14 protein-coding genes and 1 riboswitch are annotated in these 14,723 nt (G+C 63.1%); of the genes, 5 read left to right on the top strand and 9 right to left on the bottom strand.

Going from position 1 to position 14,723, the window contains the following annotated elements; all coding sequences use genetic code 11:
• The 4 genes from NKI96_RS12050 (at position 1) to NKI96_RS12035 (ending at position 3,877) form a co-directional block, all read left to right on the top strand.
• Positions 1-966 (top strand): type II secretion system F family protein, encoded by a 966-nt coding sequence (locus NKI96_RS12050; protein WP_023725707.1) that lies wholly within the window; start codon positions 1-3, stop codon positions 964-966.
• 160 nt (positions 967-1,126) lie between these two features.
• A complete protein-coding gene (locus NKI96_RS12045) occupies positions 1,127-1,948 on the top strand; it encodes a PA3715 family protein (protein WP_352804555.1) in 822 nt (273 codons plus the stop codon).
• Positions 1,949-2,105: 157 nt separating this feature from the next.
• Positions 2,106-2,552 (top strand): hypothetical protein, encoded by a 447-nt coding sequence (locus tag NKI96_RS12040; protein ID WP_245261158.1) that lies wholly within the window; start codon positions 2,106-2,108, stop codon positions 2,550-2,552.
• 161 nt (positions 2,553-2,713) lie between these two features.
• Entirely contained in the window at positions 2,714-3,877 is a 1,164-nt protein-coding gene (locus NKI96_RS12035; RefSeq protein WP_023704532.1) for a GGDEF domain-containing protein, read from the top strand.
• Positions 3,878-3,889: 12 nt separating this feature from the next.
• Here the strand turns inward: NKI96_RS12035 and gcvP are convergent, their stop codons facing one another.
• From gcvP to gcvT, 3 genes are read right to left on the bottom strand one after another with little or no spacing between them, the layout of a single operon-like run.
• Positions 3,890-6,700, bottom strand: coding sequence for an aminomethyl-transferring glycine dehydrogenase (gcvP, locus tag NKI96_RS12030; protein ID WP_352804553.1), 2,811 nt, complete (start codon positions 6,698-6,700; stop codon positions 3,890-3,892).
• A gap of 17 nt (positions 6,701-6,717) precedes the next feature.
• A complete protein-coding gene (gene gcvH, locus NKI96_RS12025; RefSeq protein WP_023688297.1) occupies positions 6,718-7,086 on the bottom strand; it encodes a glycine cleavage system protein GcvH in 369 nt (122 codons plus the stop codon).
• A 5-nt stretch (positions 7,087-7,091) separates the two neighbouring features.
• Entirely contained in the window at positions 7,092-8,192 is a 1,101-nt protein-coding gene (gcvT, locus tag NKI96_RS12020) for a glycine cleavage system aminomethyltransferase GcvT (RefSeq protein ID WP_023691145.1), read from the bottom strand.
• Positions 8,193-8,341: 149 nt separating this feature from the next.
• Positions 8,342-8,428, bottom strand: a riboswitch (glycine riboswitch).
• A 199-nt stretch (positions 8,429-8,627) separates the two neighbouring features.
• On the opposite strand from gcvT, the gene NKI96_RS12015 reads away from it, so the two are divergent.
• A complete protein-coding gene (locus NKI96_RS12015) occupies positions 8,628-9,629 on the top strand; it encodes a hypothetical protein (RefSeq protein ID WP_352804550.1) in 1,002 nt (333 codons plus the stop codon).
• Positions 9,630-9,780: 151 nt separating this feature from the next.
• Here NKI96_RS12015 and NKI96_RS12010 read toward each other — a convergent pair whose 3' ends face one another.
• The 6 genes from NKI96_RS12010 to NKI96_RS11985 all read right to left on the bottom strand — a co-directional run bounded on the left by NKI96_RS12010 (position 9,781) and on the right by NKI96_RS11985 (position 14,602).
• A complete protein-coding gene (locus tag NKI96_RS12010) occupies positions 9,781-10,572 on the bottom strand; it encodes a molybdopterin-binding protein (RefSeq protein ID WP_023822981.1) in 792 nt (263 codons plus the stop codon).
• A 1-nt stretch (position 10,573) separates the two neighbouring features.
• Positions 10,574-11,449: a cytochrome b/b6 domain-containing protein gene (locus tag NKI96_RS12005; protein ID WP_023825655.1), complete on the bottom strand. Its 876-nt coding sequence runs from the start codon at positions 11,447-11,449 to the stop codon at positions 10,574-10,576.
• 136 nt (positions 11,450-11,585) lie between these two features.
• A complete protein-coding gene (locus tag NKI96_RS12000; protein ID WP_023688301.1) occupies positions 11,586-12,278 on the bottom strand; it encodes a DUF1345 domain-containing protein in 693 nt (230 codons plus the stop codon).
• 21 nt (positions 12,279-12,299) lie between these two features.
• Positions 12,300-12,773 (bottom strand): YaiI/YqxD family protein, encoded by a 474-nt coding sequence (locus NKI96_RS11995; RefSeq protein ID WP_023691149.1) that lies wholly within the window; start codon positions 12,771-12,773, stop codon positions 12,300-12,302.
• A 64-nt stretch (positions 12,774-12,837) separates the two neighbouring features.
• A complete protein-coding gene (gene gfa, locus NKI96_RS11990; RefSeq protein ID WP_023691150.1) occupies positions 12,838-13,407 on the bottom strand; it encodes an S-(hydroxymethyl)glutathione synthase in 570 nt (189 codons plus the stop codon).
• Between the two features lie 67 nt (positions 13,408-13,474).
• A complete protein-coding gene (locus NKI96_RS11985; protein ID WP_352804547.1) occupies positions 13,475-14,602 on the bottom strand; it encodes an S-(hydroxymethyl)glutathione dehydrogenase/class III alcohol dehydrogenase in 1,128 nt (375 codons plus the stop codon).
• Between the last annotated feature and the right edge of the window lie 121 nt (positions 14,603-14,723).

Raw genomic sequence — 14,723 nt, 5'->3', positions numbered from 1 at the left:
ATGGAGCAGGTGATCCAGTTTCTTGCCTCGCTGGCGCCGACGTCGCTGATGCCGGTAGCCGCGATGCTGCTGGCGTTGGGCGGCAGCGCGGTGGCATGGCCGCTGGTGGTGGCCAAAGGCGACCGCAACGATCTCAAGCGCCGGCTCAAGATCGACGACAGCAAGACTCCCCAACAGGCCGAGGTGGCGCCGAAGAAGAACCAGAGCGTCGTGCGCGAGAAGGCGGTGAAGCGGGCGCAGGAATTCTACGCCAAGAGCGATCCGGAAAATGTCGCCCGGCTGCGTATGAAGCTGATCCAGGCGGGCTATATGGAGCCGCGCGCGGTCGGCACATTCTTCCTGATCCGCTTCGCCTGCCTGGTGGGCGCAGCGATCGGCGCGTTCCTGGTCAACCATTGGATGGGCAGCGCCGATTCCACCGCGACCAGCCGCTGGACCTTCATCATCCTGTCGGGAGCCGCCGGCTATTTCGTGCCCGGCCTGGTGCTCAGCCAGAAGGTGCGGGAAAAGATGCGCGAATACCGCAACGGCTTTCCCGACTTCATGGATTTGATGATCGTCTGCTCCGATGCCGGCATGAGCATGGAGGCCGGCATCGAGCGCGTCTCGAAGGAACTGGCCAAGACCTATCCGTCGCTGAGCCAGAATCTGCAGCTGGTGTCGCTGGAACTCAGGGCCGGCCGCAGCCTCGACGATGCATTGAAGGCGCTCGCCGACCGCCTCAGCCTGGACGAGGTGCGCTCCTTCGCCACGCTCTTGCAGCAGTCGAAGGAACTCGGCACCAGCCTCGCCGGGGCGCTGCGCGTGTTCTCTGACGAAATGCGCCACAAGCGCATGTCGTTGGCCGAGGAGAAGGCACATGCCTTGCCGGCCAAGATGTCGGTGCCGGTGGTGGTGTGCATCCTGCCGGTGGTGCTGATGATCGCCGTCATCCCGATCATCGTCAAAATGACGGCGGTTCAGTAGATACCAAGGCAGTAGATACCAAGTGGCCGCCCGGCGGCTTTCTGCGGTTACTCACTTCAACTACGCTTCGCCTGGATGTCATATCCGGCCGGTTTGGCCGCTCTCCTTCGGCAAAGTCCGCAAAAAGCAAAATGAGTGAGCCGTCCATGCGAATAGTCTTGTGCACCGCCTTCCTCGGCTCGCCGCGGCCAGTCTGTCGCCGGCCTCGGCCGCGGCCGACGATTGCGGCGACTCTGCCGCTCTGGTGCAGCAGGCATATCCCAAGGCCCAAAAGAGTGCCGATGGCGCCTCCTTCACGCTCGAACCTCATACCAGCATCGCCCAGACGCTTTGGGATGGCGATGCGCCATTCGGCGTGGTCTGCAAGATCTGGCCCGCCCATGACGACCTGTTGTTGGTCGCCGTGCCGCTGATCGACAGCTCCCAATCCAGCGACGACGGGCATTTCGGCGATGTCGAGCTTCTGGTCGTCGACAGGAAGACCCGGCAGGTGCGCCAGCGCCTGCTCCAGCCCGGGCTGATGACCGATGATGCCGTCGGCATCCGCGAGATCGACTTCGATACCGGGCGCTACAGATTGGCGCCCGATGTCAGCGCCTTCGGCCTGCGCATCGACATGGCAAACCATTCGCAGCCGAATCCTTACAGTGAAACCGACCTGCGGCTCTATGCCCTTGACGGCGGTGCTCTGCGCCTGGTGCTCGACGGCATCATCGTGGCCGGCTTTGGCGGCGAAGGCGACACCAATTGCGCAGGATCCTTTCAATCCAACCGGGTCAGCCTGGCGATGAGCCCGGCGAGACATCACGGCTATCACGACATCACAGTGTTCGAGCGGTTGGACACCGACAATCCGTCTGTCGACAAGAATGGCGAGTGCCAGTCCCATCCCGGCAGGTCCATGAAACGAACCTACCGGCTGCGCTACGACGGCAGGCGCTATCAGTTTCCGGCGGGGCTCAAGGCGCTGGAGCCGGAATAGGCTTCGGTTGGTTAATGGCTTCTGTGCCCGAAACCAAATTTTAGGCGCGTTTCCGCACTGAAGTTTAATCGCCCTGTTGTAGTCTGCTTCCTCAGAGAACGACCCGGTAAATCGGGCGATTGGGGCCAGGGGCATGCGTCACAGAAGTTTCACGGTAATGGCCGCGCTAGCGGCCGTCTTGATGGTCGGCGGCTGCACGACCGACAACGTCGACAAAACCAAGACCACATCGATCCAACCGGTGGCAAAAGACGTCAGCACCTCCGACCTTGCGCAAGGCAAGGCGCAGTTCCGCGAGGCCAATTACGGCCTTGCCGAACAGCATTTCCGCAAGGCCGTGGAACTGAAGGCCGACAGTGCCGAGGGATGGATGGGGCTTGCCGCCTCCTATGACGAACTCGGCCGCTTCGACTTCGCCGACCGCGCCTACGACCAGCTTTTGAAGGTTGCCGGGCGCAAGCCGCAGATTGTCAACAATATGGGCTATTCGCAGCTGCTGCGCGGCAACAAGAACAAGGCGAGAGCGCTGCTCATGGAAGCAAGGGCCGGCATGGCCGACCCGAGCGTGATCAACGCCAATCTGGCGCTGCTCAACAAGGGCTGAGACTAGGGACACTCGCGTGCCGAGCTTCGCGGGACGGCAGTCGACGCTTTGTAAACCCTGTCGGCAGGTTGCTTTGAAAACCGGCCGAAAACGGTATCTCCGGCCGGTTGCATGCCTATGATGCGCCACAAATCGAAGATCCCAAAGGTTGCCGCTCATCCATGCTGGATTTCAGTTCGCTATTGCTGGCGGCTGCGCTGTCGGGCACATGCCTGAGCGTCACCATGTTTGTGATCTGGTTCACGGCGCCGCGTGCACGCTTCGTGCTGACGGTGGCGTGCGGCATTCTCGTCCTTGTCGCCCACGTCATCGTCTTCTGGCGCTACACGAGGGAGCCCAGTCCCTTGCTTTGCCAGGCGGCGCTGGCGCTGCTCAGCCTCGGTTTCCTGGCGCTTTCACTTTCGGCCATGCAATATCTTGGTGTGCGAAATTACAGCCGCGCTGTCCTGCCGGCCATGCTTGCGATGGCTGTCTGCGCCGGCGTGACCTATCTCGGTTTCGATGGTGTCGGCTTCATCCTCACCTATACGACGGTAACAGTGCTGCTCGCCTCGATCGGGGTGATGTTCTGGATCAAGGGCAGTCAGGATCGCGGCATTCTGCTGGTCGTTTCGGCGCTAAGCGGCGTCTGCGGCGTATCCTTCGGGCTCTGCGGCGCCGTGCTTCTGGTCAAGGGCCAGTGGGTGCTCGGCGTCGCACCCGACAATTGGGCCGAGCGGTTGAATTCGGTCGTGGCAGTCGCCTGCATGACGGCGCTCGGCGCGCTGACGCTGTCGCTGCATCATCTGCAGGCACAGATCGAACTGAAGGCCGAGACCTTGACCGACCCGTTGACCGGTCTCATGAACCGGCGGGCTTTGAACTCGCTTTATGGCGAGCGCGTCTTCGGCCCGTTCATGTCGGTCGCCATGTTCGACCTCGACCACTTCAAGCGGACCAACGACATCTATGGCCATCCCGTCGGCGACCGGGTGCTTTGCCGTTTCGCCGCAGTCATCAAGAAGTATGACAGGGTTGGCGTCGACGCCTTCCGGCTGGGCGGCGAGGAGTTCGCGTTGGTCATGTCTCGGATGACCGAAGACAAGGCCTACGATCTCGCCAGCAGGATCGGCGTCGCCTTCGGCACGGAAGTGGTGCCGACGCCGCGCGGGCCGTTGCGCAGCAGCGTCAGCGGCGGCATTGGCTTTGGCAAGGAAGACGGCAGCAGCCTGGATGAAGTGCTGGCCGAGGCCGACCGGGCGCTCTACGCGGCCAAGAACGACGGGCGAAATCGCGTGCTTGTCCTCAACGGCAAGGCCGACGGACCGGCCTTGCGTTCAGCCTGACAGGCCAGAGTGTTATTCGGCGGCGCCGAGATATTCCGACAACGGCGGGCAGGAGCAGACGAGGTTGCGGTCGCCGGCGACATTGTCGATGCGCGAGACCGGCGGCCAGTATTTGGCCGCCGTATCGACATCGCCGGCGGGGTAGGCCGCTTCCAGCCGCGAATAGGGGTGAGTCCACTGGCCGGCAAGGGTTTCGGCCGCCGTGTGCGGGGCATTGACCAGCGGGTTGTCCTCGAGCGGCCATTCGCCCTTCGCCACTTTCGCTGCCTCGCCGGCGATGGCAATCATCGCCTCGCAGAACCGGTCGAGTTCGCGCTTGGGCTCGGACTCTGTGGGCTCGACCATCAGCGTGCCGGCGACAGGGAACGACATGGTCGGCGCGTGAAAGCCGTAGTCGATCAGCCGCTTGGCGATATCATCGACGCTGATGCCGGCGCTCTCCTTGAGGACGCGCGTGTCGAGGATGCATTCATGCGCGATGCGATCGTGCCTGCCCTTGTAGAGAAGCGGGAAGTGCGGCGCGAGCCGCGTCGCCACATAATTGGCCGAGATGATCGCCGTCTCCGTCGCCTGCTTCAGGCCGGCGGCGCCCATCATGCGGATGTACATCCAGGTGATCGGCAGGATGGAAGCGCTGCCGAACGGGGCAGCGGACACGGCATGCGCCGAACCTTCGGTGACATGACCCGGCAGATAGGGTTTCAGATGCGCCCTGACGCCGATCGGACCGACGCCCGGACCGCCGCCGCCATGCGGGATGCAGAAGGTCTTGTGCAGGTTCATGTGGCAGACATCGGCGCCGATATCGGCGGGCCGCGCCAAAGCAACCAGGGCGTTAAGGTTGGCGCCGTCGAAATAGACCTGGCCGCCATGCTCGTGAATGAGAGCGCACAGGTGGCGCGCGCCTTCCTCGTAGACGCCGTGCGTCGAGGGATAGGTGAACATCAGGGCTGCGAGATTCTTCGAATGCTCGTTGGCCTTGGCCCGCATATCGTCCATGTCGATATTGCCGTCCTCCAGGCAACGCACGACGACGACGCTCATGCCGGCCATCGCCGCACTCGCCGGATTGGTGCCATGCGCGGACTGGGGGATCAGGCAGATGGTGCGATGGCCTTCGCCACGCGAACGGTGATAGGCGCGGATGGCGAGCAGGCCGGCATATTCGCCTTGGCTGCCGGCATTGGGCTGCAGGCTGACGGCGTCGAAGCCGGTGATCTCCGCCAGCCAGCCTTCCAGCTCGCCGACCATGGCGCGATAGCCGGCCGAATGGCTGGCCGGCGCGAAGGGATGCAGGTTGGCGACAGCAGGCCAGCTGACCGGCATCATTTCGGCCGCCGCGTTGAGCTTCATGGTGCAGGAGCCCAACGGGATCATGGTGCGGTCGAGCGCCAAATCCTTGTCGGCTAGCCTGCGCAGCAGGCGCATCATGTCGGTCTCGGAGTGGTTTTCGCGGAAAACCGGCTGGGTCAGAAACTCCTTGCCGCGCGGCTTGCCGGGCATCGCGCCGGCCTCAGTAGCGCCGGACTTGGCGCCGAACAGGGCGGCGATAGCCTCGAGATCCGCCTCGGTCGAGGTTTCGTCGAAGGCGATGCTGATGCGGTCGGCATCGATGACGCGCAGCAGCCGGCCACCTTTTTCAGCGGCAGCGGCGATCGAAGCTGCCTTGCCCTTCACTTCGGCCGTCACCGTGTCGAAACGGCTTGAGCCGAGCACGGAAACACCAGCGGTTTTCAGGCCTGCTGCGAGGCCGTTGGCGAGCTCATGAATTCGGGCTGCGATCGCCTGCAAACCAGTAGGCCCGTGCCAGATCGCGTATGCGGTCGCCATGTTGGCAAGCAGCGCCTGCGCGGTGCAGATGTTGGAGGTCGCCTTGTCGCGGCGGATATGCTGTTCGCGCGTCTGCAGGGCGAGGCGATAGCCGGGACGGCCCTTGCTGTCGATCGACTGGCCGACGAGGCGGCCGGGCATCAGCCGGGTCAGCTTGTCGGAGACGGCGCAATAGGCGGCGTGCGGGCCGCCAAAGCCCATCGGCACGCCAAAGCGCTGCATCGGGCCGACGGCGATGTCGGCGCCAAGCCTGGCCGGCGCTTCGGTCAGCGTGAGCGCAAGCGGATCGGCGATGAAGACGACCACGGCGCCGGTGGCGCGAGCCTTCTCGATCGCCGCCTTGTGGTCGCCATAGACGCCAAACGTGTCCGGCCAGGAGACCAGCAGGGCGGCGGTGTTGTCGTCGATGGTCTCGCCATCGATCTCGATGCCGAGCGGCTCGGCGCGGGTGCGCACGACGTCCAGCGTCTGCGGATGCGGCGTGCCGGCCAGCGCTACCTTGGTGCGCTTGTCGCGATGATGGCGCAGCGCGATGCCGACCGCTTCGGCCACAGCCGTCGCTTCGTCGAGCAGGGAAGCCGAAGCCACCGGCAGGCCGGTCAATTCGGTGACCAGGGTCTGGAAGTTGAACAGCATTTCCAGGCGGCCCTGGCTGATCTCGGCCTGGTAGGGCGTATAGGCGGTGTACCAGGCCGGGTTCTCGAACAGGTTGCGCTGGATGACCGGCGGCACGTGGACGCCGTGATAGCCGGCGCCGATGAAGCTCTTCAGCACCGTGTTTTTTGCCATGATCGCCGACAATTCGGCCAGCGCTTCGGCTTCGCTCCCCGGCGCGGGAAGGGCCAGCGGCAGGTCGAGGCGGATCGACTGCGGCACAGCCTGGCTGATCAGCGTCTCGACGGAGGGAACGCCGATCACGGCAAGCATGGCTCTGACATCGTTTACATCAGGACCGATGTGGCGGGCCGAGAAGGGGGTAAGTGCTGCGCTCATGGCAATAGGTCCTGATATCAACCGATATGGGCTTTGTAGGCGGCCTCATCCATGAGGCCTGCGAGTTGGCCTTCGTCGGCGAGCTTCATCTTCCACAGCCAGCCGTCGCCGGTCGCAGCGGAGTTGACCAGCGACGGGTCCGAGGACAGCGCGCCGTTGGCGTCGGTGATCTCGCCATCAACCGGCGCATAAACATCGGATGCCGCCTTGACGGATTCGACGACCACGGCGGTGTCGCCCTTACTGAGTTTGGTGCCGATTTGAGGCAGTTCGACGAAGACGAGATCGCCAAGCTGTTCCTGCGCATAGTCGGTTATCCCGACGGTGGCGATGCCTCCCTCGACGCTCAGCCATTCGTGATCTTGTGTGAAATAGGTTTTTGCCATCGGAGTTATCCTTTGCGGTAGCGATGAGGAGTGAAGGGCAAGGAACTGATATCGACCGGGATTTTCGTCCCGCGAACGTCGGCGAACAGTTTCGTGCCCGGCTTGGCCAAGGCCGTTGACACATAGCCCATGGCGACGGGATGGCCGGCCGACGGGCCGAAGCCGCCTGATGTCACGTAGCCGGCCGGATCGCCGTCGGCATCGAACAAAGCAGCGCCGGCGCGCACCGGCTGGCGGCCGTCCGGCTTCAGGCCGACGCGCTTTTGCGACGGCCCGCGCTCCAGGATGGACCGCAGCGCATCGGCGCCGATGAAGGACCCGCCGGCGCGGAGATCTTTGGGGATCGCCCACATCAGGCCGGCACTCGCCGGATCGATCTCCGGCGTGATGTCCTGGCCGTGCAGGCACAGGCCGGCCTCCAACCGCAGCGAGTCGCGGGCAGCAAGGCCGATCCACAACACACGCTCGTCCTCGAGCAGTTTCGTGACCAGAGCGCGCGCATCCGCCTCCGGCAGGCCGATCTCGAAGCCGTCCTCGCCGGTGTAGCCGGAGCGGCTCATGAACCAGTTTTGCTTCGGCTCGATGCCATGCATGAACAAGAGTGAGCCGGTCTCGATGCCGGCGCGGGACAAGGCAGCCCAGGCTTCCGGCCCCTGGATCGCCAGGAAGACGCGGTCGAGCGCATCGACTTTGACGTCGAAGTCCGCGGCCAGCGCACGCAAATGCTTCTCGTCCTCGACCGCATTCCCGGCGTTGGCGACCACCATGAAGCGCTCGGCGCCGAGCCGGGTGACGATCAGATCGTCGATGATCCCGGCGGCCTCGTTGAGGAAGAAACTATATTTGGACTGTGAAATCTCAAGCGCGCCGGCATCGAGCGGACTGGCGCGGTTGAGCAGTGCCGCAGCGCCCGGTCCGCTGACAGCGAACAGCTTCATATGCGAAATGTCGAACAGGCCGGCATGTTCGCGGGTGTGAAGGTGCTCCTTCATCACGCCGGCCGGATAGGTCAGCGGCATCGACCAGCCCGCAAAGGCGCCAAAGCGTGCGCCGGCGGCGGTGTGCAGATCTTCGAGAGGAAGGTGTTTGGTGTCGTCGCCCGTCATGTCATCTCCAGAGTCGCACGCAATCGGCCGCTGCTGGCGACCAGTCCGTGCCCCTCTGTCTGAAGCCTGAGAGACTCGCGCAACCGGAACTCTGTCGGCGACGCTTACACCTTCGGCGCGGGGGCAAGCCCCGACTTTCCAGAGTGTCTTTCCCGTCTACGGTTCTTTTGCCTGAGAGATTTCGGGCGATTTCCCCTTCGGCGGCAGCTCGCGCTGCTCTCTCCCGCAAACAGGTAGGACTCAAAACTTAAGCCCTCGACGCGCCATCCATAGCTTGTCGGCGACACCTTGTCACCTGCCCGCGACACGTAAAGCGCGTCGTCTTTACAGTCTTCGCTAACCACGCCGTTTGCCGGTTTTTCAAGACAATGGCGATATTCTGGGCTGACGGTTTGGCCGGCAATTGCGTTGGGCACGGCGGATGGGGATTGACAGATGGGCGAACGGATCGGGAGCGCGCCGGTGGCGGGGCTGGCCTCGAAGGACCGCATCACGGCGGAAGATGTCGTCATGCTGCGTCGCGAAGTGTTCGCTGACGGCGTGGTGACGCGCGGCGAGGCTGAAGCACTGTTCGCGCTCGATGCGACAGCGACGGACAAATGCCCGCAATGGCCTGAATTCTTCGTCGAGGCCGTTACCGACTACATCGTCTACCAGGAAAAGCCGGCAGGCTATATCTCTGAAGACAATGCCGGTTGGCTGATCCAGACCATCTCGCGCGACGGAATGGTCGACAGTGTGACCGAACTGGAGCTGCTGGTGCATGTGCTGGAAAGGGCGAAATCATCGCCCGGCCGGCTCTCCGCCTATGCGCTCGAGCAGGTCGCCCACGCGGTGGTCGACGGCAAGGGACCACTGATGCTCGGCGGCGCGCTGGTTCCCGGGCTGGTCGCCAAGGCAGAGGTCGATCTGTTGCGCCGCATTCTCCATGCCTATGGCGGCGACGGTAACATCGCCATCACACGGGTTGAGGCCGAGGTGCTGTTCCAGATCAACGAGCAGACCGCAGCGGCCCACAACGACCCGTCCTGGAACGACCTGTTCGTCAAGGCGCTCGCCAATTTCGTCATGTGTTCGGCCGGCTACGAAGCGCCGACGCGCGATGTGGCGCTGCGTCGTGACAGTTTCTTGGACCAGGCCGAGCCCGAGATCGGCGGCTTCTTCAGCCGCATGGTGTCGGGCGGACTGGCCGGCATCATGGAAGCCTATCGTTCGCCCGGCGATATCGAGGCCGAGTGGGAATCGAAGAACCGTGCCGCCGAGGCACTCGCGCGCCGCGCCGAGACGATCGACGCCAGCGAGGCGAAATGGCTGGCCGATCGCATCGGCACCGACCGCCCGCTGCGTGACAATGAATGCGCGCTGCTGACGCTGATCAAACTCGCCTCGCCGGAGATACATCCGGCGCTCAAGCCACTGCTCGACAAGGTTGCTTAAGCCGCGCCGTTTTCTGCGACCGTTTTGCAGAGGACGATATTGGAGTGTCTTCAGGCCAATCGCCAAGTTCGGCCACGCGCTCGAAACCGGCTTCCTCAGGCAAGCTCGGTTCGGTCGGAGTCAGATCGTGCTCGGTCAGAATGCGAGGCCATCAAATCCCGCCATACCAGTCATAGCCATTGTCTTCCCAATAGCCGCCGCGGCCGCCGCCAATATTGGCAAAACTGTCGACGAGCTCGATCTTGTAGAGATACTTCGGCATCTTGTAGCCGAGCTGTCGTTCGACGCGCACGCGCAGCGGCGCGCCGTTTTCGACCGGCAGCGGCTTGCCGTTGAGGCCGTAGGCCAGGATCGTCTGCGGGTGGCGGGCATCGATCAGGTCGATGGTGCCGTAATATTTGATTTCCCCGGAGAGGCTGCGATCGATCGTATCGAGGCAGTGGAACATGACATAGCGGGCCTGCGGCTTGACCACAGCCTGGTCGAGCACCAGCGACAGCGGGGTGCCGGTCCATTTGGCGATGCAGCTCCAGCCTTCGACACAGTCGTGGCGGGTGATCTGCGTGCGGCTCGGCATGTTCTCCAACTGCTCGCGGCTGAGCGACAGCGGCTTTTCGACCAGGCCCGTTACCTCCAGCCGCCAGTCGGCGAAATTGTTGGCGAGCAGGCCCTTGTAGGTGTCATCGTCGGGCGCGGTGACGCCGTTCGGCCGCTGCGGCTGGCGGATGTCGGCCTCGGTGAATTCCGGCGCCAGAGCATCGCGGCCGGCAAGCCAGCGTTGCGCGCGGTAGGTCAGGCCATTGGCGTTTTCGAGGAAACTGCGCAGGCCATCGCCCATGCCGAGCTGGCTGTCGAAGGCATCGCAGCCCGACAACATGATGCCGGAAACGCCGAGGCCGGCACCCGTCAGGAACTTTCGGCGGCTGATCGGGAATTTGGCCATCTCACGCACTCCTCTCGGTGTCGCCATGCGTTGGCGGATCCGTGCGGTACCAGCCGGTGATGATCGAGCGCAGTTCGTTGATCGGGCCGGCAGCGAGGATCATCATCATATGGACGATGAAAAAGCCGACCAGCAGCACCATCACCGTGAAATGGATGGTGCGCGCCGTCTGCCGGCCGCCGAGCACTTCGTTTAACCAGGGCAGCACCGAGTTCATGCTCGGTGACATGGCGAGGCCGGTGATGATCATGAGTGGCAACAGCACGAACAGCACGCCGCCATAGGCTATTTTCTGCAGCGTGTTGTATTCGCGTGTGTGGTGGAACCTGAGCTTGGCGTGCTCGATGATGTCCTGCGGCAGCCGCTTGAGATCGTCAAGGCGCGGCGCCAGATCGCGGCGCAGATGGCCGTTGACCAGGCTGGCGACCAGCCAGACGACCAGGGTGGTGGTCAGTATCCAGGCGAAGAAGAAATGCACGACGCGGGCGGTGCCGAGATCGTAATAGGACGGGATCGTCGCCCAGGAGGGGAAGGCGCGCGAGGTTTGCTGACCGGCCGGGCCCGACCAGCCGAGCACGCCGGTGGTGTCGAAGCGATGGCCGAAGATTTCGGTATAGCCGCGCGGGCCGGTGGCGGTGTTTTCGGCGCCGATGGCAAAGACGGTGTTGTTGTACTCGAAGCCGGATTGCTTGCCGATGTAGAGCTGCGGCCGGGCATTGAAGATCTGCAGGCCGGACAAAAGCATGAAGAACAGCGAGATCGCCCACAGCCAGTGCGTCAGGCGGGTCCAGCGCGATTGCCGGTAGATCAGCGTCGCATCCTTCGTTGAGGCGGCATCGACGCCTGCGCCGGGCTGACTCACGGTAATGGTTTCCATCTTTTCCTCGCCTCCGGCTGCGCGATCCTGGGATGGCCGCGCTCGTCCTTGTCCTCCCAATACGTCGCTATCGAAAGCGATGTTTCATGCGGTCACGTTTTTATTACGGGCACGGGTTTATCGCGGGCACGGATACTCAATTGCCGAGGCTCACCGCGAGATTGACGACGGCGGCGACGATGACGGCGTTGAAGAAGAACGACAGGATCGAATGGACAAGCACCACGCGGCGCATATGCGAGGTCGTGATCGCGGTGTCGGCGGTCTGCGCGGTCATGCCGATCACCGTCGCGAAATAGAGAAAGTCCCAACCGTCCGGCCGTTTGCTGCCGGGAAAATCGAGGCCGCCGACCGGTATCTTCTTCTTGGTTTCGGCATCGATCGCGTCGCCGTCCATCCAGTAGACATGCGCATAGTGGAGGGCGGCCATGGCATGGATGGTGAACCAGCCAAGCGGGATCGACAGCATGGCGAAGCCGAGTTCGATGGGGTCGCGATCCTTGTGATTGATCAAAAGGAACAGCAGGACAATGGCCATGGCGACGATGCCGAGCGTGATGGCAAAGATGCCCAGCACTGGGAGGTCCAGTTCGCGCGCGTTCTTGCTGAGATAGCGGCCGGACAGCAGCGGCATCTTGGCGATGACGAGCGCGATGAAGACGACGAAGAAGGAATCGGCGGCAATCGAGATCGAATAGGCAAGCCGCGTGGAGACGGGGAGCGATCCAATCAAAGGCAATACCGCGGCAAATACGACCAGACCGACGGCTAGCGACACAAAGAACTGCTTGTGCCGCTGCAAGGGGTTATTCGGCGATGTGTCGGCCATAGCCCGACCTCGGATGATGCTTCACGTCTGGTCGGGTGTGACGGATTTCAGAGCCCGCCGCAAGATACGGTCGAGCTCACCCAGGAAACGCGAGCGATCCTGTGGCGCAAAGCTGGCATTGTAGCCCTTGCTCTCGCCGGTTTCGCGCAGATGCTGCTTCAAATCGCGCATTGCAACCGCCATGCCGATGGTCTCCGGCGTGAACGGCCGGCCGGTTGGCCCAAGCACATGCGCGCCGAGCCCCACGGTGCGAGCGGCAAGCGGGATGTCGGCGGTGATCACGATGTCGTTGGGTTTTGCGTTCTCGACGATCCAATCGTCAGCGGCATCGGCGCTTTTAGAGACGACGACGTTGCGAATCATCGGATCGCGCGACGGACGCAGCCCGCCATTGGAGACGTAGGTGACGACCACGCCATGGCGCTCGGCGACCTTCTCGACCTCGGCTTTCACCGGGCAGGCGTCGGCGTCGACGTAGATGGCGGGTGCGGGCATTATCTCTCCAAAACGGACATGGGGCCGGCATGTTACCCGGCCCCATGCCAGAAATCTCGTACCGTCAGGCCGGCAGCGCGCCCGACTTCTTCGCCGTCCAGGTGGCTATGTAATCCATCAGGCCGGGGTTGAGACAGTCATAGGGTTCGAGGCCGATCGATTTCAACTGGCCGCGAATGCCGTCCATGCGCTTGGGGTCGACACCGGATTCGATGATCGACGAGACGAAAGCGGTGAAGCCCGGCGGTGACCAGCCGTCTTCCTCGAAGCGCTCGGGATGGATGAAGGACAGACCCTTGAACGGATGATCGCGCTCGACCGGGCCGTGCATGTGGACGCCGCAACCGGTGCAGGCATGGCGCTGGATCAATGCTGCCGGATCGACCACCTTCAGCTTGTCGCCATTCTCGGTGACGGTGACGTCGCCAGTGCCGGCGACCGCCACGACCGAGAACACCGCGCCGTCCGGTTTCCAGCATTTGGTGCAGCCGCAGGCATGGTTGTGGGCGATCTGGCCCTTGACCGTCACCTTCACCGGCTTGCTGGTGCAGGCACAGACCAGCGTGCCGCCGGCAAAGCTTGCGCTTTCCTTCGGCAGGCCATTGTCGATTTTCGGATGCAGTTTCTCAGGCATTATCTTCCTCCCTTGTTGAACCCATGCAACTACAGTCGCTGGCCCTTCGGTCGGCGGCTTCTTCTCCTCAATAAACGACGACGCTCCTGATCGACTTGCCCTCATGCATGAGGTCGAAGCCCTTGTTGATGTCTTCCAGCTTCAGCAAATGGGTGATCATCGGGTCGATCTGGATCTTGCCGTCCATGTACCAGTCGACGATTTTTGGCACGTCGGTGCGGCCGCGTGCGCCGCCAAAGGCGGTGCCCATCCAGGTGCGGCCGGTGACCAGCTGGAATGGCCTGGTCGAAATCTCCTGGCCGGCGCCGGCCACGCCGATGACGACCGACTTGCCCCAGCCGCGATGCGAGGCTTCCAGCGCCTGGCGCATCACCTTGGTGTTGCCGGTGCAGTCGAATGTGTAGTCGGCGCCGCCGATCTGGTCGGCGCCGCGCTTGGTCAAGTTGACGAGGTGAGGAACGATGTCGCCGTCGATCTCCTTCGGATTGACGAAATGCGTCATGCCGAAGCGCTCGCCCCATGCCTTCTTGTCGTTGTTGAGGTCGACACCGATGATCATGTCAGCGCCGGCGAGCTTCAGGCCCTGGATGACGTTGAGGCCGATGCCACCGAGACCAAAGACGACAGCAGTCGCGCCTTGCTCGACCTTGGCGGTGTTGATGACCGCGCCGATGCCGGTGGTGACGCCGCAACCAATGTAGCAGATTTTGTCGAAGGGCGCCTCGGGGTTGACCTTGGCCACCGCGATCTCGGGCAAAACGGTGAAATTGGAGAAGGTCGAGCAGCCCATATAGTGGAAGATCTTGTCCTTGCCGATCGAGAAGCGCGAGGAGCCATCGGGCATCAAGCCTTGGCCCTGCGTGGCGCGGATGGCGGTGCACAAATTGGTCTTGCGCGACAGGCAGGATGGGCACTGCCGGCATTCCGGCGTGTAGAGCGGGATGACGTGGTCGCCCTTCTTGACCGAGGTGACGCCCTTGCCGACATCGACGACAACGCCAGCGCCTTCATGGCCGAGGATTGCCGGAAACAGGCCTTCGGGATCGGCGCCCGACAGGGTGAACTCGTCGGTGTGGCAGATGCCGGTCGCCTTGATCTCGACCAGCACCTCGCCTTCGCGCGGTCCGTCGAGGTCGACCTCCATGATTTCCAACGGCTTTCCGGCGGCGACAGCGACAGCGGCGCGGGTTTTCATTAGGCAATTCCTCCCAAGGCGATTGGTCTTCAGGCTTTCAGGGTTTTTATACTGTTTCAACCCGATTTGGCGACCAAATATGGCGCAAATCTTGGCCCAGTCGTCGGCGAGCCCAACCTTC

This window comes from Mesorhizobium sp. M0292 (assembly GCF_040321695.1).
GTDB lineage: Bacteria > Pseudomonadota > Alphaproteobacteria > Rhizobiales > Rhizobiaceae > Mesorhizobium.
The sequence above is the reverse complement of the archived record's forward strand: the minus strand, read 5'-3'. Positions and strand labels throughout refer to the sequence as shown.